The following is a 25852-nucleotide window of genomic DNA, read 5'->3' as shown; positions in this document are numbered from 1 at the left end:
CCCCATCCGCTTTAGCCACCAAGATACATGCGAGAAAACCGATGAATTTTGCGTCTGATAACGTATCGCCCTTTTGCCCCGAAGTCCTTGAAGCCATCAGCCATGAGGGCAAAAGCAACGCCCCGGCATATGGCGGCGACGATATCAGCCAGCAACTTGATGCGGCCTTCTCAGACCTGTTTGACAAGGACGTCGCGGTTATTCCCGTTGCCACGGGCACCGCAGCAAACTGCATCAGCTTATCCGCCCTTGTATCGCCGTATGGCGGTGTGATTTGCCATCACGAAGCCCACATCAACGAAGATGAAAGCACGGGCGTTGCCTTTTTCACCGGCGGGGCCAAGCTTCTGCCAATGGATGGGCCGACGGCAAAGCTTGAAGCCAGCACCCTTGACCAGTTTATCGCCGGGCAGGTTAATCGCGGCGTGCATTCTGTTTCACCAGAATGTGTTGCCATTACCCAAGCAACGGAACTGGGAACGGTGTATACGCAGGCTGAAGTCGGCGCAATTGGTGACGTTTGTAAAAAACACGGCTTGCGCCTGTTTATGGATGGGGCACGCTTTGCCAATGCGGTTGCGCATCTAGGTTGCCATCCCGCCGACATCACGTGGAAAGCTGGCGTTGATGCCATCAGCTTTGGCGCGACCAAGAACGGCGCGATGGCCGTCGATGCGATTGTGCTATTTGACACCAGCCTGAAAACCCGCGTTGAACAGGCACGTAAACGCAGCGGACATTTGCATTCCAAACACCGGTATCTTGCGACCCAGCTTCTGGCTTATGTCAAAAACGATGTTTGGCTGAAAAATGCGGGCCATGCGAATGATGCAGCAACAGTTCTTGCCGATATTCTGTGCCAGCACGGAGCCACACTTGCCCATCCGTCAGACGGCAATGAATTGTTCGTAAATCTTGACACCGATCTTGCCGAGAAACTGCTTACGGCTGGTGTTCAATTTCATCCGTGGCCGTCGCTTGGTGCGACTGTTTATCGTTTTGTCGCGGCATGGAGCACGGATATCGCGCAAGTCCAAGAACTTAATGCACGCATAAGTTAGTTTCTGGTGCTTGCGGGGGACGTTATTCAAACGAATCATTGAAATTCAATGGGATATGAATCGTTTAAAACCACATCTCCAACACGTGATATTCGCGTTTCCCCGCCTAAGCCCCGAAAAAAATGCACACCTCCCATACGCAAACGCGGGGGTGATTTTCATAAAAATAACAAACACTTGACATAAATTCATCATTCAAGGGGCTTGCCTTATCTACGTAGAACCACGCAGCAAGCGTTGACGATACCTAGAAACCCTGATTATTTTCCCTCGTCGATTACCAACATAGAGTGTTGTTGGATCGGGTAACCCCGTCCGTTCCAATGCGCACACTGCCAAGCATGACTTTCAACAAGATCATGTGGTGTGTGCCATTGTGTTCGGGCCAGCCTTGAGGGAGGCATTTAATGAAAGCGAATTTCGTCAAAGCGGCAATTGGTGCAGGTCTGCTTGCAGCGACCGCACTTGCTGCTCCGACTGCTGCTTCGGCAAAAACCTTGGTATATTGCTCGGAAGGTAGCCCGGAAGGCTTTAACCCGTCGCTTTACACCGCAGGCACCACCTTCGACGCCTCCTCGCGTCAGGTCTTTAACCGTCTGGTACAGTTCAAGCGCGGCACCACCACCATCGTTCCGGGTCTTGCGACCAGCTGGGACGTGTCGGCTGATGGTCAGGAATACACCTTTAATTTGCGTAAAGGCGTCAAGTTCCATACCACCGATGCCTTCACCCCGACCCGTGATTTCAATGCTGATGACGTGATCTTTACCTTCATGCGTCAGTTTGACAAAAATCACCCGTACCATGGTGTTTCAGGCGGCTCGTACGAGTACTTCAACGCCATGTCGATGCCCGACCTGGTCAAAGACATTGTCAAAGTTGATGATTACACCGTCAAATTTGTTCTGAACCGTCCGGAAGCCCCGTTCATCGCCAATATGGCCATGGATTTTGCATCCGTCCTGTCGGGTGAATATGCTGATGCGATGATGGAAGCAGGCACGCCTGAAAATGTTGACTTGAACCCGGTTGGCACAGGTCCCTTCCAGCTTGTTCAGTATCAAAAAGATGCGGTTATCCGTTACAAAGCATTCCCGGAATACTGGGAAGGCAAAGCGGCAATCGACAATCTAATCTTTGCCATTACGCCTGACAGCACTGTTCGTTATCAGAAGCTGAAAGCTGGCGAATGCCATGTCATGCCTTATCCGAACCCGGCTGACCTGACGGCAATGGATGCGGACAAAGACATCACCCTGCTCAGCCAGGAAGGTCTGAACGTTGGTTATCTTGGGTACAACACCCAGAAAGAACCATTCACCGATGTGAAGGTTCGTAAAGCACTGACCATGGCGATCAACAAAGACGCCATCATCGAAGGTGTTTATCAGGGTGCCGGTTCGGCTGCGAAAAACCCGATCCCGCCAACGATCTGGTCATACAACAATGATACCGTTGATGATCCCTATGATCCGGAAGCTGCCAAAGCCATGCTGGCAGAAGCAGGTTATCCGGACGGGTTCAAAACCGATATCTGGGCCATGCCAGTTCAGCGTCCTTACAACCCGAACGCACGCCGTATGGCAGAGCTTGTTCAGGCTGACTGGGCAAAAATCGGTGTTGAAGCTGAAATCGTTTCCTACGAGTGGGGTGAATACCTTGATCGCACCAAAAAAGGTGAACAGGGTACCTTCATGCTCGGCTGGACCGGCGATAACGGCGATCCCGATAACTTCCTGGCAGTTCTGCTTGGCTGTGATGCCGTTGGCGGCTCAAACCGTGCACAGTGGTGCAACGAAGAGTTCGACAACCTGATTCAGCAGGCAAAAACCACTGCGGACGTTCTTGAGCGTACCCGTCTGTACGAAGAAGCTCAGGTTGTCTTCAAACGTGAAGCACCTTGGGCAACCATCGCACACTCGATCGTTTTCGAACCGATCCGTAACGAAGTTGTTGACTACAAGATTGATCCGTTTGGTGGTCACATCTTCTATGGTGTTGACATCAAAGAATAAGACGCACCAAAACCTTGTCGAAGAGGCCCGGACTTCCGGGCCTCTTTGCAATTCCGCAAAATAGAGAGAGACATCCACCCACAACCCTACCTGTGCGTGGATGCAATAAAGGCCCGATGGCATGCTAGGTTTCCTTTTACGCCGTTTGGGTGACGTCATACCCACCTTCTTTGGCGTTACCATTCTGGTGTTTCTGATGATCCACCTGATCCCGAGCGACCCGATCCAGATGATGGCGGGTGAACGCGGCGTTGATCCCGCACGTTACGCCGAACTGCAAAAGGAATTCGGCTTTGATAAGCCGCTTGTGGTTCAGTATTTCAATTATCTCGGCGGCGTATTGCAGGGCGATCTGGGTAAATCCTTTGTCACCAAACGCCCGGTGATTGAGGAATTCGCAACCCTGTTCCCAGCAACCATCGAGCTAAGTGTGATGGGCATATTATTTGCCGTCATAATCGGCCTGCCTCTTGGGGTAATAGCAGCAATAAACAGGGGGAAATGGCTCGACCATCTGACGATGAGCTTGTCGTTAACCGGCTACTCGATGCCAATCTTCTGGTGGGCATTGCTGCTGATCATGTTCTTTTCGACAACCCTTGGCTGGACTCCAGTGTCCGGACGTTTGTCGGTCTTTTACTATATCGAACCCACTACGGGCTTCATGCTGATCGATACTTTGCTCAGTGGCGAAAAAGGCGCGTTTACAAGTGCGCTCAGCCACTTGATCCTTCCGACCATAGCACTGGGAACCATTCCCATGGCGGTGATCGCACGTATGACACGGTCATCAATGCTCGAAGTTCTGGGCGAGGAATATATTCGTGTCGCACGCGCCAAGGGCTTAACCCCCATGCGCGTCATCATGGTTCATGCCCTGCGTAATGCACTGATCCCGGTGATCACGGTCATTGGCCTTCAGGTGGGTGTACTGTTTGCCGGTGCGATCCTGACCGAAACCATCTTTTCGTGGCCCGGCATTGGCAAATGGATTGTCGAGGCACTAAACCGTCGCGATTACCCGACCATTCAGGGTGGCATTTTGATGATTGCCTTTGTCGTGATGGGGGTGAACCTGTTTGTTGATCTGATGTATGGGGTGATTAATCCCCGTATCCGGCATAAACGTTAAGGAGCGCGGGACATGACAAGTCAAAACACGCCGTCGACCGCGCCGCAAAATGCCGCAGACGACACCATGAGCAAGCCACCAAGCCCGTTCATGGAAACATGGAACTATTTCCGTAAAAACCGCGGGGCTTACGCCGGATTGATCGTTATTGCGATCATCCTGTTTGTCGCCGCGTTCGCGACCTTTATCTCCCCCTATGATCCAATTATGCAGGACCGCTCCGCGTTCCTCAAACCACCAATCTGGATGGAAGGAGCCGATCCGCGCTATATCCTTGGCACCGATGCGGTGGGCCGCGATATTTTGTCGCGCCTGATCCATGGGGCACAGCTTTCAGTTTCCATTGGCGTTTTTGTGGTCATCATATCGATGGTCGCCGGGATCATGCTTGGCGTGACCGCCGGGTATTTCCGCGGCTGGATCGAAGTCGCCATCATGCGCATGATGGATACCATGCTGGCCCTCCCAAGCCTGATCATGGCGATGGCGATTGTCGCCATCCTCGGTCCGGGACTTGAAAATGCCATGCTGGCCATCGCGATTGTGCAGCTTCCCCACTATGTCCGCCTGTCGCGTGCATCGGTGGTGACGGAGCTTAACAAGGAATATGTTATCGCGTCCCAGATTGCCGGTGCCGGTCATATGCGCCAGATGTTTATCAACATCCTGCCCAACTGCATGGCACCGCTGATTGTTCAGGGGACACTTGGTATTTCCAGCGCCATTCTTGATGCTGCGGCCCTTGGCTTCCTGGGTCTCGGTGCGCAGCCGCCGCTGCCCGAATGGGGCACCATGCTGGCCGAAGCCCGCGAATTTGTTGGCTCCGCCTGGTGGGTGATCACCTTCCCCGGTCTTTGCATCCTCGTCACCGTGCTTGCCTTCAACCTGATGGGTGATGGTCTGCGCGATGCCCTTGATCCTAAAATGAAGCGGTAAGTTATGGCTCTTCTCGAAGTTAAAAACCTGACAGTCGAGTTCGGCTCCGAAGACAAGCCGTTTCGTGCTGTTGATTCAGTAAGCTACTCGGTTGATCGCGGCGAAGTCCTTGGCATCGTCGGTGAATCGGGCTCTGGTAAATCTGTGTCGTCGCTTGCGATTATGGGGTTGATCGATTTTCCCGGTCGCGTGACAGCAGACAGCCTGACCTTTGATGGTCAGGACCTTCTCAAAATGCCTGCCAAGAAACGCCGTGCGATTACGGGCAAAGACATCGCCATGATCTTTCAGGATCCGATGTCGGCCCTTAATCCATGCTTTACGGTTGAAGCCCAAATCATGGAGGCGCTTAAGGTCCATGAAGGCGGCAACAAAAAGCAGCGTCGTGAACGGACACTTGATCTGCTTAATCAGGTCGGCATTCCCGATCCGAAGTCACGCATGACGGCCTATCCGCACCAACTGTCGGGCGGCATGAGCCAGCGTATCGTCATTGCCATGGCGATTGCCTGTCAACCGCGCCTTCTGATTGCCGATGAGCCGACCACGGCATTGGATGTGACCATTCAGGCCCAGATCATCGACCTTCTGCTTAAATTGCAGGACGACAGCGACATGGGACTGCTTTTGATCACCCATGACCTTGCACTGGTGTCAGAAGCCGCCAACCGCATTCAGGTCATGTATGCCGGTCAGCTGTTTGAAAGTGGCCCAGCCGACAGCATCTTTGCAGCACCGCGTCATCCCTATACGCAGGCCCTGCTTGAAGCATTGCCAGAACGTTCAACAGGCAATGACCGACTGAGCACCATCCCCGGCGTGGTTCCGGGTCAGTATGACCGCCCGAAAGGCTGTTTGCTGGCACCGCGTTGCCGTTACGCCAATGATCACTGCATCCAGGATCGCCCGGAAGTCACCGATTTTAACGGACGTGATGTTCGGTGTTTTTATCCACTGAATGACCAAGGCCAGCCGACAGGTCAAGCCACCGACCAAACTACCGGGGAGACAGTATAATGAGCTTTCTCGATACCAAACCCGGTGTTCCGTTGCTGGAATCCGATGATCTTGTCCGCCACTACGATGTTAATCGTGGCCTTGGCAAACCCAGTGCCACGGTCAAGGCGCTGGACGGTGTTTCGTTTACGCTTGAAGCCCAAAAGACTTTGGCGGTTGTTGGGGAATCTGGCTGTGGCAAATCGACCCTTGGCCGTCAGTTGACCCTGATTGAAAAGCCAAGTGCCGGACAGCTTAAAATCAATGGTGAGGCTGTCGGTGATCTTTCCGACAAAGACGCCAAGATGTTCCGTCGCACGGTTCAGATGATTTTCCAGAACCCGTATGGGTCACTGAACCCGCGCAAAAAAGTCGGTCAGATCCTTGGCGAGCCGGTGTTGCTTAATATGGATCACCTTGGCCGTAAGGAACGCGAAGAACGGGTGCGCGACACAATGGCCAAGGTTGGCCTGCGCCCTGAGTTCTATGGCCGCTATCCACACATGTTTTCCGGTGGGCAGCGTCAACGCATCTCGATTGCGCGTGCGCTGATTTTGGAACCGAAAGTCATCGTAGCCGACGAACCGGTTTCCGCCCTTGACGTGTCGGTTCAGGCACAGGTTCTCAATCTGATGATGGACCTGCAGGAAGAGATGAATGTCGCCTATGTTTTCATCTCGCACGATCTTTCTGTTGTCAGACATATTGCAGATGACGTCATGGTGATGTATCTCGGTCGCGTCGCGGAAAAAGGACCGACCGAAGAAATCTTTGCCAAGCCATTACACCCCTATACACGGGCACTTTTGGCATCGGCGCCAAAGATTGATCCGGCACAACGCGTGAAGGCAGAACCGCTTACCGGTGAGCTGCCTTCGCCGATCAACCCGCCATCGGGCTGTGCGTTTCATAAACGCTGCCCGTTCGCCAACGAACACTGTGCACGGGTCCGCCCGGAACTGCGCATGTTCGAAGGCCGCGAGGTTGCGTGCCATCGGGTCGAAGAAATCGCCTGACAACAGGTGATCGCCCGGATTGCCAAACAGGTTTTCCGGGTAGACAAGGGAGCAAGGGGGCGCGCTGTAACCAGCTGCGCCCCTGCGCATTTCAGGGGTGTTTCCGCATACTACTGTCGGGATGATCAGACCGCGCTTCGTGACCGGCTGGTAAAGGCCAGCAAAACACCCGCTGCCATCAACAACGAACCGCTGATACGGTTGAGCCCGCGCATGTGGCGTGCTGAGCGGATCACACCCTTGACCTGACCACCGATCAGCCCGTAGCCCAGTAAAACCATGCCTTCAAGTGCGATAAACGTTGCCCCCATCACGGCAAACTGCCCGCCATAGGCGACATCGGGTGCCAAAAATTGCGGAAAAAGGGCGGTGAAAAACAGGATCGCTTTTGGGTTGCCGATGGCGGTAAAGAATTCCGTGCGCGCCAAAGTCTTCGCACCGGGATAGGGCATCAGGGCTTCAGCCGTGCCATCAGAACCAACATCCTTTCCTTCCGATACTTTGGCAAACCAGCTTTTAAGGCCAAGATAGACCAGATAAACCGCCCCGCCCCATTTGATGATCCCAAAGGCGATTTCGCTGGCACCCAAAACAATGCCAAGCCCCATCGCCGTCACAGTGATCATCAAGGCAAAGGCAATCAGCCGACCAATCCCGCCCACAGCCGCCGCGGACACACCGTGCCGCGCGCCGTTGAACATCGCCAGAAGATTGTTGGGCCCAGGGGCGATTGACACAAAGAATGTCGTACCTATGAATAAAAGCCATGTTTCAAGCTGCATATCGAAACGTCCTGATCGAAAATAAGTGACGCCCTGATTGCGCCCTAAAATCAATCGCGCGTCAATGACGTAATCATTTCCGATGCGGCGGGCCATTTCCCCGTGAGTGCCGTACGCTTGCCCATCGAGAAATCGGAAAAATCAAATCCGGGTGCCACGGTACAGCCCAAAAGTGCGAACTTTCCGCCCGGTTTCAGGCGGGCCCCTTGCCATACATTTTTCGGCACAACCATTTGCGGGGTTTGCCCGGCGAAAAGATCGGTTCCGATTTCAACATGCTTATGCGTGCCATCTTCAAACAGCTGAAGCTGTTCAACCACATCGCCCAGATAATGATGGAAAATCTCGTCACTGGTCAGGATGTGCATGCCTGAAAAGGTATCTGGGGTCAGAAGATAGTAAATCGCTGTTCCCGTACTGCGCACTCCCAGATACCGGTTGCCCGGATTACAGGTTTCGAAAGACCGGAATGTTTCGGCGTAATATCCGCCTTCGGGGTGGGGTTGCAGGCCGAGTTTTGCGATCAGGTCGTCAATCGTGATGGCATCTGGCATGGAGTACTTCCCTTTAATCAACGGCATTTATTTCCCGACATCATGACGAAGAAAGGGGAAAGGCGCAAACCTTCCCCCTGATATATTCAGCCCGACTTGATGGGGTCACACACCTAGTTGGTTTTGTGATCCATCTTGTCATGGTCCATTTCGCCGTGGTTCATCTCGCCATGATCCATTTCGCCCATGCCAGCCGGCCCTTTGGCAAGCGGACCAAGCACATTGATCATCACCGGCACATCACCCGCTTTTTCAAATTCAAGCGTCACGTTGATCATTTCGCCTTCGGTAAGCGGCTTTTTCAGGCCCATCAGCATGACGTGATAGCTGCCCGGCTTGAACATGACAGTGCCGTGCATCGGCACATCAATACCGCCTTCGACCTGGCGCATCTTCATGACGTTGTTGGCCATGATGTGGGTATGCAGTTCGGTTTTTTCCGCCAGATCACTGCGTACGCCAACAACCCGATCCGCGTCACCGTGATTGACGACTTCAAGGAAAGCAACACCGTTACGCACCTGACCAAGCGATGCTTTGGACCATGCGTCCTTGATTTCGATATCCGCGGCGAAGGCGCTGGAAACAACAAACAGCGATGTGATGGTCGCGATAACAGCAAACAGTTTTTTCATGGGATTTCATCCGTCTTTTGGCCTGTAATCCGTGCAAGGCCAATTTCATCAATGGGTTGTGGTTTGAAATCAGACAGAAACCGGTGGTGCACGCGAATGACGGATACGCGGAATTTCATGGCCCGCTGCCACGCCGATGGCATGGGCATAGGTGATGTGACCGATCTTTGACATCGGAGCAATGTCAGGCACACCCAGATCAACAAATACACCATGGTGAGTCGCACAAAGGGAACAGAACCCGTGCGCGGTATTATTCTCGCCATCTGGCGTCGGCAAGTCCTCCCCACTGAGCGATACGGCGCGAATACCATCGGGTGTGCAGATCAGCAGAAGATCACCACCGGGTGCGGCCTGTGCGCCAGAAACACCGATCCCCTGCCCGCCCAAAAATGCCGGGATAAAGCCCGATTGTGTAACACCGGCCAGCAAAACAACACACGCCATGCCCCAGACCTGAAGCAAACGGCTTAAAAGTCGGGCATAACTGGCACTATGTGAACAGGCAAAAACAGGCATATCCCTGATATGCACGATATAGCGTCCCTTCGCAATGACATTGATCATTGTAAAGCCATCGCAAACACATGATTATGACCACGCCAAAATAATGCGATTGGCCCCCTCCATGCATACATATGCAATTGCCAATCCCGTCACTCTGCCTCACCCAGCACTGCCAGATGCGGATTGGGCGGACAGTTTTTCCATCACCACATCCGACACGGGCATCACCCCTGAAATCGCCGCGCAAAAGATCATGCATTCCCGACCGGTCTGGGTCGCTCGATTGATGCAAGTTCGCGATCTTGTCATGCGACCATTCGGCTTAAAGCCCGGCGTAAATGACCCTGACAACCCCAACATTATTGGAATTTTCCCCGTGATCGCACGGGCGGACGACTCAATCACTCTGGGGCTGAACGACAAGCACCTTGATTTCCGACTTGTCATTGAAATTGATCATGTCGCAGAGGGGCAGACCGCGATCCGCGCCATCACGGCCGTAAAACGCCATAATATTCTTGGCCAAGCGTACTTGGCGACCATAACGCCGTTCCACCGCAAGATTGTTCCGACGATGCTCAATGCGGCCTATGGCGGTTAAGCTCTAACAACAAAGGCCGGACTGATATCCGCCCGGCCTTTGATCCAAAAAATGCGATGCCTGCGCGATCAGATCATGTCACGCGCCTGAACCAGTTCATCGAATTTATCCCCGTCAAGGAAACCAAGTGCGATGGTTGCTTCTTTCAGGCTACTACGATCCTTATGCGCCTTTTTGGCAACGGCGGCGGCATTGTCATAGCCAATATGCGGCGCCAAGGCCGTCACCAGCATCAGACTTTGTTCGACATAGTGATCGATCTTTTCCTGATCGGCTTCCAGCCCGGCAATGCAATTGTCGGCAAAGCTTGCGGATGCGTCGGCGATCAGGCGGATCGATTGCAGCAGGTTATAAATGATCACCGGTTTAAACACATTAAGGTCAAGATGCCCGTTTGATCCTCCAACCGTCACCGCAACATGATTGCCGATAACCTGCGCGCAGACCATGGTAAGCGCCTCGGCCTGCGTCGGGTTGACCTTGCCCGGCATGATCGACGATCCCGGTTCGTTGGCTGGCAGGACCAATTCACCCAACCCGCAACGCGGCCCCGATCCAAGCAGGCGAATATCATTGCCAATCTTCATTAGAGACGCCGCAAGAACGTTCATAACACCCGACATTTCAACGCAGGCATCATGGGCAGCCAAGGCTTCGAACTTGTTTTGGGCGGTTTCAAACGCAATGCCAGTGATGTCAGATGCCTGTTTGGCAAATTCAATATCAAAGCCCTTTGGCGCATTCAGCCCGGTGCCCAATGCAGTCCCGCCTTGGGCGAGTTTACGTAAACGTTTCATCGCATCATCAATGCGGTCCAGACCAAGTTCAATTTGCATGGCATAGCCGGAAAATTCCTGCCCCAGTGTCAGGGGCACGGCATCCTGCATATGGGTTCGGCCAATTTTCACGATATCGGCAAACGTTTTTTCCTTGGCTTCAAGGGTACTGCGCAGATGCTTTAACGCCGGTTTGAGGGTTTCCTCAATCTCGACCACGGCCGCAATATGCATGGCCGCCGGGAAACTGTCGTTCGATGATTGCCCACGGTTCACATGGTCATTGGGATGGACAGGATCACGCAGCCCCATCGGTTTACCAAGGATTTCACAGGCGCGGTTTGCGATCACTTCATTGGTGTTCATGTTGGTCTGGGTACCCGACCCTGTTTGCCAGACAACCAATGGAAAATGATCCAGCAACTTGCCATCGGCCACTTCACGCGCCGCCGTTTCAATCGCACGTGCAAGTTCCCCGTCCAGATTTCCAAGCGCAACATTGGCCCGTGCTGCAGCAAGTTTTTGAATACCAAACGCCTTGATCAGCGCATCTGGCATCCGCTCCCCGCCAATGCGGAAATTCTGGGTGGAACGCTGTGTTTGCGCCCCCCAATACCGGTCTGCGGGCACATCAATGGCCCCCATGGTATCTTGCTCGGTACGGGTGGTCACTTGATTGGTCACGATAGAAATCCTCCGTGTCAGAAAACAAACTGACCGGGGCGGGAAACCCGGCACGGCAATCCTCTCGGTACTGCCATTTGGGGAATATGGTCTGGAACCTGACATAACGCAAATCCGATTGAGACCAATTCTTAAGATGTCAGGCGATCTTCGTTTGGGCGTCCTGCCACGTCACAAGCTTGATGCCTGCGCGCTGAAGTTGCGAGATGGTTTTCTGCGACGGCACCAGATCCGTGATGATCCCGGTCAGGGCCTCAATCGGGGCGACATTTTCAAGATAACGCTGATCAAATTTGGTGTGATCCACCATCAACCAGGTTTCGTCAGACCGCTCCATCATCGCACGTTTGACCGCAACCGCACGCCGGTTTACATCACTAAAGCCCGGCCAAGAGACACCCGACGCACCGATAAAGGCGATATTGGCGTGAAACCGGCGCAGGAAATCAATGGTGTCACTTCCGTACACGGCATTTTCGCGAACATCAAAGCCACCCGGACACATCACCACGTCATCACGGTCGGCCACATCGCCCATGCCATGAACCACCGCATAGCAGTTGGTGATAAATGTGCGTGCCTGTGTTCCGCCGTTTAGTGCAAGATACGGTGCCAGCTGGGCCACTGTTGATCCGGCATCAATCATCACAACATCACCCGGGCGCACCAGATTGGCCGCAAGCATACCAATACGGTCCAGTCCGGCCACTGCGGTTGATTGACGTTCGATCAGGTCAGGCTGATGTCCCATGGGGCCCGCCGATGCCCCGCCGAACTCGCGCTTGATCAAGCCATCTTCGCTGAGCGCATCAAGATCACGGCGAATGGTTTCGGTCGCAACGTCGAATCGCTCCGCCAATGTGGCAACTCTCACATGCGGATGGAGCTTGAGTTCCTGCAGAATGCTCTGCTGGCGTTGTTTTTTTCCAATTCGCAAAGCAATTCCTCCCCCAATACTGGCGTTTTACCTGACTTACGGAGAACTTTAGCAATATTGATGGAAACCTTTTGTTACAGTTTTGTGTTGATTTCCAAACTTTTTCAAATTCATAATGTTGGGAAAAGTAACAATACCAAAACCACAAAATCACAAAATCGCTGGGAAAACCCGGCTTTCATAGGGAAGAAAGGTCACAACATCGTGTTTTCACATTCGAAAAAAACAGACACATTGAAGCTCACCACCTTGCTCGCAGCAATCGGTATGGTTGGCATGGCATCCGCTCCGGCTCATGCGGCGGATGATTGCATTGCGCGCGGCGATCTTGATCAGATCTATTGCGATATGGATGGCGATCTGGTTGCAGATGCACCGGCTGCGGATCAGCTGGTTGATCCTGATACCCTCGTCTTTGCCTATACCCCGGTCGAAGACCCTGCGGTTTATGCAGATATCTGGAATCCGTTCCTTGAACATCTCGAAAAAGTCACTGGCAAAGACGTTCACTTCTTTGCAGTTCAGTCGAACTCTGCCGAAGTTGAAGCCATGCGTTCAGGCCGCCTGCATGTTGCCGGCTTCTCGACCGGGCCGACCCCGTTTGCGGTGAACCTTGCCGGTGCGGTTCCGTTTGCCCTGATGGGTGCGGATGATGGTCGTTTTGGTTATACGCTTCAGCTTTATACCCGCACCGACAGCGGCATTGACACGGTTGCCGACCTTAAGGGCAAGCGCGTTGCGCACACCTCACCGACCTCGAACTCGGGCAACCTTGCTCCGCGTGCACTTCTTCCGGGTCAGGGCATCGTTCCTGAACAGGATTACGAAGTTGTCTATTCCGGCTCGCACGACCAGTCGATCCTTGGCGTTGTTGCTGGCGACTATGACGCTGCCCCGGTCGCATCCGAGGTGGTTGAACGTATGGCGCAGCGTGATCTGTATGATCCCAAAGAAGTCAAAATCATTTACGAGAGCAAGCCTTTCCCGACCACTTCGTTCAACTATGCCCACAATCTGAAGCCTGAACTGGTCGAGAAAATCAAAGAAGCCTTCTTTACCTTCGACATGAAGGGCACTGCCCTTGGCGAAGAGTTCAAAGGTGTCTCGAAATTCCTGCCGGTCACCTATCAGGATGACTGGGCCGTTATTCGCGAAATTCAGGCTGCCAACGGTGTCAAATACACCCCTGACAACCTGAAATAATTCACACCATCGCACACCACAGCAGGGCCTGATGATTTCGGGCCCTGCAATGGCCCATTTATATCCGGGGTAACGCAATGCTGCGTATCAAAGAACTCGTAAAACGCTATGGCGACGAAAAGGCAGTGTTGAAAAACCTGAACCTAGAAGTGCCGGGCGAAAGTGTCGTTTCAATCATCGGCGCGTCTGGTGCTGGTAAAAGCACCTTGTTGCGCTGTATCAACCGCCTTGTTGAGCCATCTTCAGGCTCCATCGAATTAAACGGCACTGAACTGACCAAGCTGGAAGGTAAGTCGCTGCGCCTCGCGCGCCGCCGCATTGGTATGGTGTTTCAGGGCTTTAATCTGATTGAACGCCTGACGGTCATGGAAAACGTTCAATCTGGCCGTCTCGGTTACCTTCCGGCATGGCGCGCTGTCAGCCGCAAATATCCGCAAGAAGACATCGACCGCGCTTTCCATCTGATGGAACGTGTCGGCATTGCCCACTATGCCAATAAACGTGCCAGTGAACTTTCCGGTGGTGAACGCCAACGTGTTGGTGTTGTGCGCGCCCTGATGCAGGAACCGGAAATTCTGCTGGCCGACGAGCCGACCGCATCGCTGGATCCGAAAACATCGCGTCAGATCATGGAACTGTTGCGCGCACTCGCATCCGAGCTGCAGCTGCCGGTTCTGATCAACATCCATAATGTTAACGAAGCCAAGGAATATACCCAGCGTATCGTTGGGATGCGGTTTGGTCGCATCATTTTCGATGGCGAACCTGTCGATCTGAGCAATGACGCCATGGATGAAATCTATGCCGGTGTTCCGGCCGAAGAACGCGGCGGCGCCGAAAGCAGCACTCATTTGCGTGAGGTTGCGGCAAAATGAATACGACCGTTGAAAAAACGGGTCGCACCTGGAAAAAGCCCCCCTTCATCGCCAATCCGGCGATCCGTTGGGCGCTGATCATTGGGATTGCGGCCTATGTCTGGTGGGCGATCACCACCCTACCATTCGATTGGGAACGTATTCAGCAAGGCATCCCGCGCGCCATACGTATCTTTAAGGGGGCCTTCCCCCCCAGCTTCCTACGCGGTGAATTGCTGTTTGACGGCTTTATGGAAAGCATCAAGATCGCGATTGTCTCGACCTTGCTTGGTCTGGCTCTTAGCATTCCGATTGCCTTTGCATCGGCCTCAAACGTTGCGCCCAAATGGCTTTACACCATTGGGCGTGGCGTGATCATCGTCGCACGTTCCTTCCATCCGGTGATCGTTGCCATCCTCTTTGTGAAGGCAGTTGGTTTTGGTCCCCTGGCTGGCATCTTGACCCTGACCATCTATTCCATCGGGTTCGTGGCCAAAATGCTGGCCGAACGGATTGAGGAAATCGATTGGGGTCAGGTCGAAGCCATTAAAGCAGCCGGGGGTGGCACGTTCGTCACCATGCTCTATGCCGTGATCCCGCAAATCATGCCGCGTCAGATTGGTCTTTCGATCTATCAGCTTGATAGCAACCTGCGTGCATCCGCCATTGTTGGCATCGTCGGGGCCGGTGGTATCGGATCGACCCTGCTCAATGCGTTTGGGCGCTATGACTATGACTTCGCGCTGGCGATTACGCTGTGCATCATTGCCGTTATCCTTGTCAGTGAAGCCATCAGCGGCCGGATCAGGAGGAACCTATGGTAGCCACCACACAAAATTCCGGCCCTGACGCCATCGCGCATCGCGAATGGGCGCGCTATACCTCCAAGCAACGCTGGCAGCGTTTTGGGGCGATGGGGCTTGTCGCACTTGCGGTTGTCTGGTCACTATCGACGATCAATGTCATCTGGCCATGGTTGTGGGATGCCCCGCAACAGATGGGCGATCTGTTTGGTCGTATGTTCCCGCCTTCGCTTGAGGGCTGGAAAGACATCGCATGGACGCTTTTGGAAACGATCAATATCGCGACCATCGCGACATTCTTTGCCGTTTTCCTATCCTTGCCGATTGCGCTGATTTCGGCCCAGAACACAACGCCAAACCGCTATACCCTGTGGCTTGGCCGGTTCATTCTGGTGTCGTCACGCTCGGTCAACACCATTATCTGGGCATTGCTGTTTGTCGCGGTGTTTGGCCCGGGGGTTCTGGCTGGTATTCTGGCCATTGTCTTCAGATCGCTTGGCTTCCTTGGCAAATTGCTTGGCGAGGCGATTGAGGAAATTGACCGTGCTCCGATCGAGGCCCTTGAGGCAGTTGGTGCATCGCGGTTCAAAATCCTGATTTACGGCGTAATCCCGCAAGTCATGCCGACCTTCTTTGCCGTATCGATCCTGCGTTGGGACATCAACCTTCGCGAAAGCACGGTTCTCGGTCTTGTCGGGGCTGGTGGTATCGGCATCATCCTTCAGGGTGCGATTGATACGTTTGCCTGGCAAACCGTTGCGACGATCCTTCTGGCGATTATCGGTCTTGTCATCATTGGCGAGGCGATCTCGGCTTACTTGCGTAAGAAGGTGATCTAACGTGACAAAAACGTACGACCTTCTGGTCGTAGGCGGCGGCATCAATGGGGCTGGTATTGCCCGTGATGCCGCCGGTCGCGGACTGTCTGTTCTTTTGGTCGAACAGCGCGACCTTGCCTCGGCCACGTCTTCCTCCTCGACCAAACTTATCCATGGCGGCCTTAGATATCTTGAACATTACGAATTCCGGTTGGTGCGCGAAGCCCTTCAGGAACGTGAAATTCTGTTATCCGCTGCCCCTCATATTATCTGGCCCCTGACCTTTGTTTTGCCGCACCATAAAGGTTTGCGCCCAAAATGGATGCTGCGGGCCGGGCTATTTTTGTATGACCATCTGGCAAGGCGTAAACGCTTGCCCGGATCGCGTTCCGTATCACTTAACGGGACGCCCAAAGGTGATCCGTTAAAGGCAACATTTGGCAGCGGCTTTTCCTATTCCGACTGCTGGGTCGATGATGCACGTCTTGTTGTGCTTAATGCGCAGGACGCACAGGCACATGGCGCTGAAATTCGCACCCGGACACAATGTAAAAGTCTGGTCCGTCATGCGGATCACTGGAACGCCCAACTGTCGCAAGACGATGGCTCAACGCAAGTGGTCCGGGCCCGTTCGGTGGTCAATGCCGCCGGTCCATGGGTAACCGAAATGGTGCAGAATGCCGGACTTGGGGATAAGGCCGCTGGCCTGCGTCTGGTCAAGGGCAGCCACATCATTGTCCCGCGCATTCACGACCATGATCATTGCTATATCTTCCAGAACGGCGATGGACGGATTGCCTTTGCCATCCCCTATCAGCGCGAATACACCCTGATCGGCACCACCGACATTCCCTATGACGGTGATCCGGCCAAAGTCAAAATCAGCAGCGATGAAATCGACTACCTGCTTGAACTGGTCAATGGGTATCTCGCCAAACCCGTCACGCGCGATGAAATCGTTTGGGACTATGCTGGTGTGCGTCCGCTTTATGATGACAAGAACGCCAATGCATCTGCCGTAACCCGCGATTATGTGTTTGATCTTGATACCGAGGACACCGAAAACGCCCCGGCGATCCTGTCGATCTATGGCGGCAAAATAACCACCTATCGCAGGCTTGCCGAACACGCGATGCAAAAGCTTGGCCCGGTTCTGGGCAACACTGCACCAGACTGGACAGCCTCGGCCATCCTTCCGGGCGGGGATATGGAGGATGGCGATTTTGATCGTTTCCTTGCCACCGCCAAGGCCAGGTTCGACTGGGTGCCGGATGTACTTTTGCACCGTCTGGCCCGATGCTATGGCACGGCCCTTTACAGGATTATTGGCGATGCCTCTGAAATTTCACAATTAGGACAAGAGGTTGCGCCAAATCTGTATGAATGTGAGTTGCTCTACCTGATTGCCAATGAATGGGCCACCACCACAGACGATGTTTTGTGGCGCCGGACCAAGCTTGGCCTCGGGATGCAGTCTGATCAGGTCGACGCAGTTACCCACTGGTTTGCCACCCAAGCCCGACTTGGTCAGGCTGCACAATAACCCCAAGGAACACGAAACTTAATCGCGCAGGTCATCCCATTTGATGAATTCATGGGCAATGAAATCTTCCATCATTGCGCGCCACATGCGTTCAGCCATGTCTTCGTCAAACCCATCAATGCGACACTGCGCCTTTATCTTGGCAATCACATCCTCGATGCGGTCTTCATCACGGACCGCATCGCGGGATGGCTTAATCCGTGCGGCCTGTTCGATATAGTTCAACCGTTCGGCCATCAATGCGACCAACAATCGATCAACACGATCCACATTTTCACGAACGTCAAACATGGTTTCGCAGTGATTGGCTTTGGCAGACATGGCAGCAAGGTTTCCTGATGTGTTTTCATGACAAAAAAGGCGGTGATTTCTCACCGCCTGATCCGTTGCCTTAGTAGGCATATTCCTTGAACAGCGGATCGACCGATCCGTTCCATTCAGTTTCATATTTATCCAAAAATTCCTCGGCCAAGGTCCGACCGCTTTCGGCGACGTCTTCGAGGCTGTCAAGGAAGTGGCTTTCATCATCGCCATAGCCATCCATGCGGCCACGGTTTTTCAAGCCTTGCTTGGCGATTGCCAGAACCTCTTTGGACAGGTCCTGAACCGTGCCGTTTTTGAACTTGGTGGCAAGGGCCGTGCGCGGCACATCGTTGCGCAATGCTTCGCGCTCGGAGGTGCTCAAATCACTGACCAAATTCCATGCCGCGTCCAGTGCCGCGTCATCATAAAGCAAGCCAACCCAGAACGCCGGCAACGCACAAATGCGTTTCCACGGGCCGCCATCCGCCCCACGCATCTCAAGAAACTTTTTAAGACGCACTTCCGGGAAGGCTGTGGTCATATGATCTGACCAGTCATTCATGGTCGGGCGTTCACCGGGCAAAACATCAAGTTTGCCATCCATGAAATCACGGAATGATTTGCCCGCCGCATTGATGTATTTGCCATCGCGGTAGACAAAATACATCGGCACATCAAGCATGTAATCGACATAGCGTTCAAAGCCAAAACCGTCTTCAAACACAAATGGCAACATGCCGCAGCGATCCGGGTCGGTATCGGTCCAGACGTTCGACCGTGCAGACAGAAAACCACTTGGCTTGCCATCAACAAACGGGGACGCGGCAAAAAGGGCTGTCGCAACTGGCTGCAAAGCCAAAGACGTTCTGAATTTTTTGACCATGTCGGCCTCGGACGCGTAGTCCAGATTGACCTGAATGGTCGAGGTCCGCAGCATCATATCAAGGCCGAGATTACCGACCTTTGGCATATATTCGCCCATGATCGCGTAGCGCCCCTTGGGCATCCACGGGATATCCTCACGCGCCCATTTCGGATTATGCCCGACACCAAGCATATCGATGCCAAGACCATCGCAAATTTCGCGCACTTCATGAAGATGGGTATGCACTTCACCACAGGTCTGGTGAATGTTTTTAAGTGGAGCACCCGACAATTCAATCTGCCCACCCGGTTCGAGAGATACAGAACATTTGTCTTTGGTAAGGGCAATCACATTGCCGTTTTCAATGACCGGTTCCCAGTCAAATCTTCGGGCAAGTTCGGTAAGAAGGGTTTTAACACCGCGTTCCCCCTCGTAGGGGATCGGGCGAAGATCATCGCGGGTAAAGGCGAATTTTTCGTGTTCGGTACCGATGGCCCAGTCACTTTTTGGCGTAGAGCCGGACTCGAACCATTCGACAAGCTGGTGCCGGCTTTCAATGGCCGGACTATCACCAGTGGAGGCGCTGACAGTCATAAGGGCTTCCCCTAATCTCTCGCAACCGGTTGGTTTGACCAATCGCCGAGGCGATCCTGAAACACCGTTAAAGCAGCAATTGCCGCCGTTTCAGCACGCAGGATTCGCGGACCGAGACTGACAGGTGTGGCAAAAGACTGTTTGCGGATACGTTCAAGTTCGTCGGCGCTAAAGCCGCCTTCAGGTCCAATCACGAGTGCATGGTTAATAACATTGACATTGTCGATAGCCGAGCCAGCGCCCTTTGCCAATAGCTGACTTAGCACTTCACCAATTGGTGACCCGGATCCCGTTTCGTCACAGAACAGCAAATGGTGGTTTTCCGGGCAATTTGCCACCCAATCGAGAAGACGCACTGGTTTAAATATTTCTGGCACCGTCAGGCGTTCGCACTGCTCGGCCGCTTCAATCACCTGTGCCTGCAATCGATCAATGCGCACTTTATCGGTAATGCCGTGCTGCGTAATGACGGGCTGCAGTCGCCCGACCCCCATTTCGACAGCCTTTTCGATCAGGAAATCAAGCCGCTGCTTTTTGATCGGGGCAAAGACAAGTGTCGGCCCGACTTCGGTCCCTTGTGCGCGCAATTGACTTTCAACAGCGACACTTCCCTTCTTTTTACGAAGCTCGCTTATGGTTGCCAACCACTCGCCATCAAGACCATTAAATATCTTTACCGGCGTTCCGGGCTTGAGCCGCATCACATGTTCAAGGTAATGAGACTGTTCAGGGGAAAGTTCGATCTCGCATCCCGGCGTGATAGGATCAGAGACGAAAAGGCGTTGGCGCGCACGGGCGGCGTCTGCTGTCATGGATATCCTCAAACATAGCCCAAAGCCGATAAATGGCCGGGTTTGAATTCGTTAGGCGTTACATAGGTCGATTATGACACAGGTCAACCAACCAATACAGACTGGCAAAAATGATATGCCCCAAGACGGCTGGATTGACCGTTTTGTACCAGCCCCCGCACGCCCCTATCTGAAATTGCTGCGCCTTGACCGGCCGATTGGCACGTGGCTTTTGCTGTTGCCCTGCTGGTGGTCAACCGCCATGGCGGGCAGCATAACCGCCGACATCACCGCAAAGCAGATTGTCATCATGATGGCACTGTTTGGGGTTGGTGCCCTGATCATGCGCGGGGCTGGCTGTGTGATCAATGATCTGGCGGATCGTAATTTTGATGGCAAGGTCGAACGCACCACCACGCGCCCGCTTCCCAGTGGTCAGGTAAAAGTCTGGCAGGCGTTGCTGTTCCTTGGTGTCATCTTGTTGCTGGGCCTCGCCATTCTGGTGCAGTTCCGTATTGAGGCGATCATTGTCGGCGTTTGTTCCTTACCGATCATCATCACCTACCCGTTCATGAAACGCGTCACCTATTGGCCGCAGGCCTGCCTTGGTCTGGCGTTTAACTGGGGTGCCTTGGTCGGGTGGACGGCGATAACCGGAACGGTGGAACCCGCCGCCATTGCAATGTACGCCGCCGGGTTCTTCTGGACGCTGGGCTATGACACGATTTACGCCCATCAGGACAAGGACGATGATGAAAAAATCGGCCTGAAATCACTGGCCCTGCGTCTGGGGGATGCAACCCCGAAATGGGCCAAGGGGTTTTATACCATGACCACCTTGTTGCTTGGCGTTGCCGGGATGCTGGCCGATCTGCACTGGTCGTATTTCGTCCTTCTGGGCCTTGCAGGCATTCATCTTGGCTGGCAGGTCGCGACGGTGAAACTTGATGATGCGGCAAACTGTCTGAAACGATTTAAATCCAACCGCGATTACGGTTTGCTGGTTCTCGGCGCAATCGTGATTTCGCACCTGATTGCCATTGCCTGATATCTAACGCGGTGGGGCTGGGTTTTTGAAATCAGCACACCATCTGTCTGATATCATTTTGTTTATAAGGGCGTGTTTATGACTGCACCGCTGGCCTTGATGATTGCCGGATTGATCCTTGCCGGGGTTGGCGCCCAATGGATGGCGTGGCGTGCTGGCGTGCCCGCCATCGTATTACTTTCCGCCCTCGGACTGATTCTTGGTCCGGGGACCGGGTTGCTGGATCCGGTGACCGATTTTGGCGCGCTGTTACAGCCCCTTGTTGCGGTTGCGGTGGCTGTCATCCTGTTTGAAGGCGGTCTGGCACTCGATTTTCGCGAACTCCGCCACAGTGTGAGCGGCATCTTGCGCCTCACCACCATCGCCCCGCTTCTGGCGTGGCTTCTTGGTGCGTTTGCAGCCCACTATCTGGCCGATTTGTCATGGCCGGTGGCCGCCCTGTTTGGCGGGATCATGATTGTGACGGGCCCAACCGTGATCGCGCCACTGTTGCGCCACGCGCGTATGGCCAAACACCCCAGCACCCTTTTGAAATGGGAAGGCATTGTTAATGACCCGATTGGCGCGCTGTTTGCCGTTCTGGCCTATGAAATCATTGTCGCCAGCCAGCGGGGAAACGGCCTGAGTGCCGCGATTGGGCATCTGGCCTTTAACATCCTGATTGCCATTGCAATTGGTCTGGTCGCCGGGCTTTGCACCGTGCAGGTGTTTCGTCGGGGCTGGATACCTGAATTCCTTAAAGCGCCGCTGGTTCTGGGTGTCCTTCTGACCTGCTTTGCCGGGGCGAACATTGTTCAGGAAGAAACCGGACTTTTGGCGGTCACCGTATTGGGACTTGTCATTGGCAATGCGCATTTGATGGCGATTGATGAAATCCGCCGGTTTAAGGAAACCCTGACCGTCATTCTGGTTTCAAGTGTCTTCATCATCCTGACCGCGACATTGGAATGGTCGATGGTTGAAGAACTCACATGGGGGCATGGGCTTTTTGTCATAGCGATGCTGTTTGTTGTTCGGCCTGTCTCAATCATCGGCGCATTGTCCTTTTCCAAAATAAACTGGCGCGAACGCATTCTGGTCGGCTGGATTGCTCCGCGCGGGATTGTCGCCGTCGCCATTTGCGGCTTGTTTGGTACCGAGCTTGTTGAACTGGGATATACCGATGGCGCGCTTTTGATCCCGCTTGCCTTTGCCATGGTGTTTTCCACGGTTGTCTTGCACGGCTTTTCAATCCGCCCGATGGCGCGATACCTTGATCTTGCGGTCAATGGGCCGCCCGGTGTGTTGATTGTCGGTGCACACCGCTGGACCATTGATCTCGCCACCCGTCTGGATGAACTCGACATCCCGGTGGTAATTACCGATTCACGCTGGCACAGCCTGCGCGCGGCCCGTGAAGCAGGATTGACCACGTTTTACGGTGAAGTCCTGTCCGAAGTGTTTGAGCATCACCTTGACACATCGGCCTTGGGCAAGCTGATCGCCACCACAGATAACGATGCATACAACACGCTTGTCTGTACCGACTTTGCACCGGAATTCGGGCGAAGGTCCGTGTTTCAGACCGGCATTCATCGCGCGCCCGATGATCGCAGTCGCCACAGTGCCAGTCAAACACTGGGTGGCCTGCCATTTTGTTCTGATCCACTGACCACAGATGACATTCGCAATGCCTATCGCAATGAGGCCAGCATCCGGCAAACCCGACTGACCGACAGTTTTGGCTGGGACGATTTTCTGGGTCACCATGAACAGGCGCCGCCGGTATTGGCACTCGTGCGCGGCAATCAGCTTTTTATCGGCACAGACATCCCCAAGGCCAAGGCACGTGATGTGATTTTGTATCTGGGCAATGGTGAAACAGATAGCACGGCGTAAAGAACCGCTTGCTCCACAGGGTCAAAGCCGATACTCCCGGCACATGATCATAGCCAAAGCACCAAAGCCCAGAGCACCCAAACCATGAGCGAAAACGTCTTTGCCGATGCCTTGGTACCCGACGTCGACGATCCGCAATTTTCCGATCTGATCGAAACCTTTACCGTGCCTGCGCGCGTACCGCTTGCACCGGAAATCGAGATGCATCTGGCGACCCACATCACCCCGCTTTGGCAGGCGACCGAGGATATGCTGGGTGTGCTTGATATCCCGCCCCCCTATTGGGCCTTTGCATGGCCGGGTGGACAGGCCATCACGCGCTACATCCTTGATCATCCCGAAATGGTCAGCGGTAAGCGGGTTCTTGATTTTGCCTGTGGTGGTGGCATGCAGGCCATTGCATGCGTCATGGCTGAGGCGGGTGAAATTCTGGCAAATGACATCGACCCGGTGGCCATCACTGCAACGCGCCTGAATGCCAAGCACAACGGTGTTGCCTTTCCGACCACAACCAAAAATCTTGTCGGCACCAGTGCGCCGGAAAAACGCTGGGATGTGATTTTTGCCGGGGACGTCTGTTATCAACAGGACATGGCAAATGCCGTTCTACAATGGCTGATGGCGGAAGCCCGCCTTGGCACGCGGGTTATTCTGGCCGATCCGGGGCGGACCTATGCCCCGGCCCATAACATTGACGAGCTGGAAACCTATGAGGTTCCGGTCGATGTCGCCGTCGAGGACACCGATACAAAATTCACCCGAATCTGGCAGTTATTGCCAGACCGGGAAAATTCTGTTTGATTGCTGGTCGCGTTAGCCCGCAATGCTCTTCACACAGCTGTTGAGCTCGTTAATGCCGTTAAACACGAACTGAATGTTTTTGGAAATATCGTGGGTGACACTTGTCTGTTCTTCGACAGCAGACGCAACCGTGTTGACATAATCACTGACCGATCCTGCCGATTCCGAGATTTCCCGTGTTGAATCAACCACCCGCTTGGTAATGCTCAGCATCGAGTTAATCTGCGCTTCGATCTGGTCGGTTGCCTTGGCCGTTTGGGTCGCAAGGTTTTTGACCTCGCCTGCGACAACGGCAAAGCCCTTGCCCGCATCGCCCGCGCGTGCGGCCTCAATCGTGGCGTTCAGTGCCAAAAGGTTCACCTGCTCGGCCAAATCGCGAATAATCTGAACCACACCGGACATTGATTCCGATGTGCTTTCCAGTTCCGTGCGAATGCCATCGGCCATTTCTGACTTGGCAACGATGTCATTCACCGCGATCTGGGACCGGTGCATGCTTTCACTGATTTCCTGAATGGCCGCCAGCATTTCTTCGGACGCACTGGCAACCGTCTCGGCACTGGCACTTGATCCTTCTGCAAGCCCCTCGGCGGTTGTGCGGGTCATGACCTGCTTGGTAACATCGGAGGCATATTTGACAACCTTGAACGGTCGCCCGTTCATGTCAAAAACCGGGTTGTAGCTGGCACTGATCCAGACGTCCTTGCCGCCCTTGCCCATGCGTTTGAACTCACCAGACTGATACTCGCCCCGTCTAAGCGCCTCCCAGAAATCTTTATACGCATCAGTTTTGACATACTCGGGATCAACGCACATGCTGTGGTTTCTCCCCTTCAAATCGGTCAGCTTGTATCCCATGGCGTTCAGGAAGTTTTCATTGGCATCAATAATTGTGCCGTCCATCTCAAACGAAATCACGGCCTGGGACTTACCGATTGCCTCAATCTGGCCTGCATAATCCGCCGCGCGCAGCTTTTCAGCCGTAACGTCGGTTGCGTATTTTACCACTTTGAACGGTCAACCATTCATATCAAGGATCGGATTATAACTGGCTTGAATCCAGACTTCCTTTCCGCCCTTGCCAAATCGCTGATACTCGGCGGACATGTATTTTCCAGACCGGAGCGTTTCCCAGAACTTCTTGTATTCCGGGCTTTTTGCATAAGCTTGCTCGACAAACATCTGGTGATGCTTGCCCTGCACTTCCGCAAGCGTATAGCCCATTGCATCAAGGAAATTCTGATTGGCCGCCAGGATCTTGCCGTCCATATCAAATTCAATGACGGCTTGTGACTTTCCAATGGCCTCAATCTGGCCTGCATAGTCAGACTGTTGGCGTTTCTGATCGGTTACATCGCTGGCGACTTTGAAAACTTTGTACGGCTTGCCATGTTTGTTGAGAACCGGGCAATAGGTCGCCTGAATCCACACGTCCTTGCCACCTTTGCCAAAACGATGGAACTCGGCTGTGAAAAACTCCCCGGTGGCAAGCCTTTCCCAGAACTCTCTGTATTCGGGACTTTTTGCATATTCCGGATCAACAAACATGCTGTGATGTTTGCCTTTAACCTCTTCAAGCTCATATCCAAGCAGTGACAGAAAATTTTTGTTCGCGGTGATGATCTTGCCATCCATCGTAAACTCGATCGTGCCCTGCGACCGCTTGATCGCGTCGATGATGTGCCCATCATCGTTTCCTGCACCAAACATCATCTTCTC

At 53.7% G+C, this 25852-nt stretch carries 26 protein-coding genes; 15 read left to right on the top strand and 11 right to left on the bottom strand.

Going from position 1 to position 25852, the window contains the following annotated elements; genetic code table 11:
- The first annotated feature begins 41 nt into the window (after positions 1 to 41).
- From AC0VXT_RS03905 to AC0VXT_RS03880, 6 genes are all read left to right on the top strand, one after another.
- Complete coding sequence (locus AC0VXT_RS03905; RefSeq protein WP_475547583.1) at positions 42 to 1061, top strand: threonine aldolase family protein; 1020 nt, start codon at positions 42 to 44, stop codon at positions 1059 to 1061.
- Between the two features lie 407 nt (positions 1062 to 1468).
- On the top strand, positions 1469 to 3076 hold the full coding sequence (locus AC0VXT_RS03900; RefSeq protein ID WP_475547582.1) for an ABC transporter substrate-binding protein: 1608 nt from the start codon (positions 1469 to 1471) through the stop codon (positions 3074 to 3076).
- Between the two features lie 121 nt (positions 3077 to 3197).
- Positions 3198 to 4208, top strand: coding sequence for an ABC transporter permease subunit (locus AC0VXT_RS03895; RefSeq protein WP_412777082.1), 1011 nt, complete (start codon positions 3198 to 3200; stop codon positions 4206 to 4208).
- A gap of 12 nt (positions 4209 to 4220) precedes the next feature.
- Positions 4221 to 5144 carry an ABC transporter permease subunit gene (locus tag AC0VXT_RS03890; protein ID WP_475547581.1) on the top strand — a complete coding sequence of 308 codons (924 nt, stop codon included), beginning with the start codon at positions 4221 to 4223 and terminating at the stop codon, positions 5142 to 5144.
- 3 nt (positions 5145 to 5147) lie between these two features.
- Positions 5148 to 6161 (top strand): dipeptide ABC transporter ATP-binding protein, encoded by a 1014-nt coding sequence (gene dppD, locus AC0VXT_RS03885; protein ID WP_475547580.1) that lies wholly within the window; start codon positions 5148 to 5150, stop codon positions 6159 to 6161.
- A complete protein-coding gene (locus tag AC0VXT_RS03880; RefSeq protein ID WP_475547579.1) occupies positions 6161 to 7156 on the top strand; it encodes a peptide ABC transporter ATP-binding protein in 996 nt (331 codons plus the stop codon). The genes dppD and AC0VXT_RS03880 overlap by 1 nt, the downstream gene beginning before the upstream one ends.
- Positions 7157 to 7281: 125 nt before the next feature.
- On the opposite strand, the gene AC0VXT_RS03875 is transcribed toward AC0VXT_RS03880, so the two are convergent.
- The 4 genes from AC0VXT_RS03875 to AC0VXT_RS03860 form a co-directional block, all read right to left on the bottom strand.
- Positions 7282 to 7938, bottom strand: a complete 657-nt coding sequence (locus tag AC0VXT_RS03875; RefSeq protein ID WP_475547578.1) for a LysE family translocator — start codon at positions 7936 to 7938, stop codon at positions 7282 to 7284.
- 50 nt (positions 7939 to 7988) lie between these two features.
- Complete coding sequence (locus AC0VXT_RS03870) at positions 7989 to 8492, bottom strand: cupin domain-containing protein (RefSeq protein WP_475547577.1); 504 nt, start codon at positions 8490 to 8492, stop codon at positions 7989 to 7991.
- Between the two features lie 113 nt (positions 8493 to 8605).
- Positions 8606 to 9127: a copper chaperone PCu(A)C gene (locus AC0VXT_RS03865; protein ID WP_475547576.1), complete on the bottom strand. Its 522-nt coding sequence runs from the start codon at positions 9125 to 9127 to the stop codon at positions 8606 to 8608.
- 69 nt (positions 9128 to 9196) lie between these two features.
- Positions 9197 to 9694, bottom strand: a complete 498-nt coding sequence (locus AC0VXT_RS03860) for a hypothetical protein (RefSeq protein ID WP_475547575.1) — start codon at positions 9692 to 9694, stop codon at positions 9197 to 9199.
- A 61-nt stretch (positions 9695 to 9755) separates the two neighbouring features.
- On the opposite strand from AC0VXT_RS03860, the gene AC0VXT_RS03855 reads away from it, so the two are divergent.
- Positions 9756 to 10235, top strand: a complete 480-nt coding sequence (locus tag AC0VXT_RS03855) for a DUF2867 domain-containing protein (RefSeq protein WP_475547574.1) — start codon at positions 9756 to 9758, stop codon at positions 10233 to 10235.
- Between the two features lie 68 nt (positions 10236 to 10303).
- On the opposite strand, the gene fumC is transcribed toward AC0VXT_RS03855, so the two are convergent.
- Positions 10304 to 11695 (bottom strand): class II fumarate hydratase, encoded by a 1392-nt coding sequence (gene fumC / locus AC0VXT_RS03850; protein ID WP_475547573.1) that lies wholly within the window; start codon positions 11693 to 11695, stop codon positions 10304 to 10306.
- Positions 11696 to 11834: 139 nt separating this feature from the next.
- Positions 11835 to 12632: a DeoR/GlpR family DNA-binding transcription regulator gene (locus AC0VXT_RS03845; protein ID WP_475547572.1), complete on the bottom strand. Its 798-nt coding sequence runs from the start codon at positions 12630 to 12632 to the stop codon at positions 11835 to 11837.
- A 234-nt stretch (positions 12633 to 12866) separates the two neighbouring features.
- Here AC0VXT_RS03845 and phnD point away from each other — a divergent pair, with 234 nt between their 5' ends.
- The 5 genes from phnD to glpD all read left to right on the top strand — a co-directional run bounded on the left by phnD (position 12867) and on the right by glpD (position 17853).
- On the top strand, positions 12867 to 13835 hold the full coding sequence (gene phnD, locus AC0VXT_RS03840; protein WP_475547571.1) for a phosphate/phosphite/phosphonate ABC transporter substrate-binding protein: 969 nt from the start codon (positions 12867 to 12869) through the stop codon (positions 13833 to 13835).
- 77 nt (positions 13836 to 13912) lie between these two features.
- Positions 13913 to 14710, top strand: a complete 798-nt coding sequence (phnC, locus tag AC0VXT_RS03835) for a phosphonate ABC transporter ATP-binding protein (RefSeq protein ID WP_022734079.1) — start codon at positions 13913 to 13915, stop codon at positions 14708 to 14710.
- The gene (phnE, locus tag AC0VXT_RS03830) at positions 14707 to 15513 is read left to right on the top strand and encodes a phosphonate ABC transporter, permease protein PhnE (protein ID WP_101301891.1); all 807 of its coding nucleotides are present in this window, start codon (positions 14707 to 14709) and stop codon (positions 15511 to 15513) included. Before phnC ends, phnE (AC0VXT_RS03830) begins: the two co-directional genes overlap by 4 nt.
- Positions 15507 to 16331, top strand: coding sequence for a phosphonate ABC transporter, permease protein PhnE (gene phnE, locus AC0VXT_RS03825; protein WP_022734081.1), 825 nt, complete (start codon positions 15507 to 15509; stop codon positions 16329 to 16331). The genes phnE (AC0VXT_RS03830) and phnE (AC0VXT_RS03825) overlap by 7 nt, the downstream gene beginning before the upstream one ends.
- 1 nt (position 16332) lies before the next feature.
- The gene (gene glpD / locus AC0VXT_RS03820; RefSeq protein WP_475547570.1) at positions 16333 to 17853 is read left to right on the top strand and encodes a glycerol-3-phosphate dehydrogenase; all 1521 of its coding nucleotides are present in this window, start codon (positions 16333 to 16335) and stop codon (positions 17851 to 17853) included.
- 18 nt (positions 17854 to 17871) lie between these two features.
- On the opposite strand, the gene AC0VXT_RS03815 is transcribed toward glpD, so the two are convergent.
- The 3 genes from AC0VXT_RS03815 to AC0VXT_RS03805 form a co-directional block, all read right to left on the bottom strand.
- Complete coding sequence (locus AC0VXT_RS03815) at positions 17872 to 18174, bottom strand: chorismate mutase (RefSeq protein ID WP_475547569.1); 303 nt, start codon at positions 18172 to 18174, stop codon at positions 17872 to 17874.
- Positions 18175 to 18244: 70 nt separating this feature from the next.
- Positions 18245 to 19615: a glutamate--cysteine ligase gene (locus AC0VXT_RS03810; RefSeq protein ID WP_475547568.1), complete on the bottom strand. Its 1371-nt coding sequence runs from the start codon at positions 19613 to 19615 to the stop codon at positions 18245 to 18247.
- A gap of 11 nt (positions 19616 to 19626) precedes the next feature.
- Positions 19627 to 20427 (bottom strand): 16S rRNA (uracil(1498)-N(3))-methyltransferase, encoded by an 801-nt coding sequence (locus tag AC0VXT_RS03805; protein ID WP_475547567.1) that lies wholly within the window; start codon positions 20425 to 20427, stop codon positions 19627 to 19629.
- 73 nt (positions 20428 to 20500) lie between these two features.
- On the opposite strand from AC0VXT_RS03805, the gene ubiA reads away from it, so the two are divergent.
- From ubiA to AC0VXT_RS03790, 3 genes are all read left to right on the top strand, one after another.
- Complete coding sequence (gene ubiA, locus AC0VXT_RS03800; protein WP_475547566.1) at positions 20501 to 21454, top strand: 4-hydroxybenzoate octaprenyltransferase; 954 nt, start codon at positions 20501 to 20503, stop codon at positions 21452 to 21454.
- Between the two features lie 78 nt (positions 21455 to 21532).
- Positions 21533 to 23332 carry a cation:proton antiporter gene (locus tag AC0VXT_RS03795; protein WP_475547565.1) on the top strand — a complete coding sequence of 600 codons (1800 nt, stop codon included), beginning with the start codon at positions 21533 to 21535 and terminating at the stop codon, positions 23330 to 23332.
- 84 nt (positions 23333 to 23416) lie between these two features.
- Positions 23417 to 24133, top strand: a complete 717-nt coding sequence (locus AC0VXT_RS03790; RefSeq protein WP_475547564.1) for a class I SAM-dependent methyltransferase — start codon at positions 23417 to 23419, stop codon at positions 24131 to 24133.
- Between the two features lie 12 nt (positions 24134 to 24145).
- On the opposite strand, the gene AC0VXT_RS03785 is transcribed toward AC0VXT_RS03790, so the two are convergent.
- Together AC0VXT_RS03785 and AC0VXT_RS03780 are read right to left on the bottom strand one after the other, a co-directional pair.
- Complete coding sequence (locus AC0VXT_RS03785) at positions 24146 to 25141, bottom strand: methyl-accepting chemotaxis protein (protein WP_475547563.1); 996 nt, start codon at positions 25139 to 25141, stop codon at positions 24146 to 24148.
- Between the two features lie 9 nt (positions 25142 to 25150).
- The gene (locus tag AC0VXT_RS03780) at positions 25151 to 25846 is read right to left on the bottom strand and encodes a PAS domain-containing protein (RefSeq protein ID WP_475547562.1); all 696 of its coding nucleotides are present in this window, start codon (positions 25844 to 25846) and stop codon (positions 25151 to 25153) included.
- Between the last annotated feature and the right edge of the window lie 6 nt (positions 25847 to 25852).

Source organism: Thalassospira sp. Z349TD_5 (assembly GCF_056173045.1).
This window is presented reverse-complemented; position numbering and strand designations above follow the sequence as displayed.

Coding starts and splice junctions, on each gene's coding strand:
- AC0VXT_RS03780 (WP_475547562.1), bottom strand. CDS start 25,846: ATGATGTTTGGTGCAGGAAACGATGATGGGCACATCATCGACGCGATC.
- AC0VXT_RS03860 (WP_475547575.1), bottom strand. CDS start 9,694: ATGATCAATGTCATTGCGAAGGGACGCTATATCGTGCATATCAGGGAT.
- phnC (WP_022734079.1), top strand. CDS start 13,913: ATGCTGCGTATCAAAGAACTCGTAAAACGCTATGGCGACGAAAAGGCA.
- AC0VXT_RS03805 (WP_475547567.1), bottom strand. CDS start 20,427: ATGACAGCAGACGCCGCCCGTGCGCGCCAACGCCTTTTCGTCTCTGAT.
- AC0VXT_RS03880 (WP_475547579.1), top strand. CDS start 6,161: ATGAGCTTTCTCGATACCAAACCCGGTGTTCCGTTGCTGGAATCCGAT.
- AC0VXT_RS03905 (WP_475547583.1), top strand. CDS start 42: ATGAATTTTGCGTCTGATAACGTATCGCCCTTTTGCCCCGAAGTCCTT.
- AC0VXT_RS03870 (WP_475547577.1), bottom strand. CDS start 8,492: ATGCCAGATGCCATCACGATTGACGACCTGATCGCAAAACTCGGCCTG.
- AC0VXT_RS03865 (WP_475547576.1), bottom strand. CDS start 9,127: ATGAAAAAACTGTTTGCTGTTATCGCGACCATCACATCGCTGTTTGTT.
- AC0VXT_RS03795 (WP_475547565.1), top strand. CDS start 21,533: ATGACTGCACCGCTGGCCTTGATGATTGCCGGATTGATCCTTGCCGGG.
- AC0VXT_RS03855 (WP_475547574.1), top strand. CDS start 9,756: ATGCATACATATGCAATTGCCAATCCCGTCACTCTGCCTCACCCAGCA.
- AC0VXT_RS03890 (WP_475547581.1), top strand. CDS start 4,221: ATGACAAGTCAAAACACGCCGTCGACCGCGCCGCAAAATGCCGCAGAC.
- AC0VXT_RS03790 (WP_475547564.1), top strand. CDS start 23,417: ATGAGCGAAAACGTCTTTGCCGATGCCTTGGTACCCGACGTCGACGAT.
- dppD (WP_475547580.1), top strand. CDS start 5,148: ATGGCTCTTCTCGAAGTTAAAAACCTGACAGTCGAGTTCGGCTCCGAA.
- ubiA (WP_475547566.1), top strand. CDS start 20,501: ATGACACAGGTCAACCAACCAATACAGACTGGCAAAAATGATATGCCC.
- AC0VXT_RS03810 (WP_475547568.1), bottom strand. CDS start 19,615: ATGACTGTCAGCGCCTCCACTGGTGATAGTCCGGCCATTGAAAGCCGG.
- phnE (WP_101301891.1), top strand. CDS start 14,707: ATGAATACGACCGTTGAAAAAACGGGTCGCACCTGGAAAAAGCCCCCC.
- AC0VXT_RS03895 (WP_412777082.1), top strand. CDS start 3,198: ATGCTAGGTTTCCTTTTACGCCGTTTGGGTGACGTCATACCCACCTTC.
- AC0VXT_RS03875 (WP_475547578.1), bottom strand. CDS start 7,938: ATGCAGCTTGAAACATGGCTTTTATTCATAGGTACGACATTCTTTGTG.
- AC0VXT_RS03900 (WP_475547582.1), top strand. CDS start 1,469: ATGAAAGCGAATTTCGTCAAAGCGGCAATTGGTGCAGGTCTGCTTGCA.
- AC0VXT_RS03815 (WP_475547569.1), bottom strand. CDS start 18,174: ATGTCTGCCAAAGCCAATCACTGCGAAACCATGTTTGACGTTCGTGAA.
- phnE (WP_022734081.1), top strand. CDS start 15,507: ATGGTAGCCACCACACAAAATTCCGGCCCTGACGCCATCGCGCATCGC.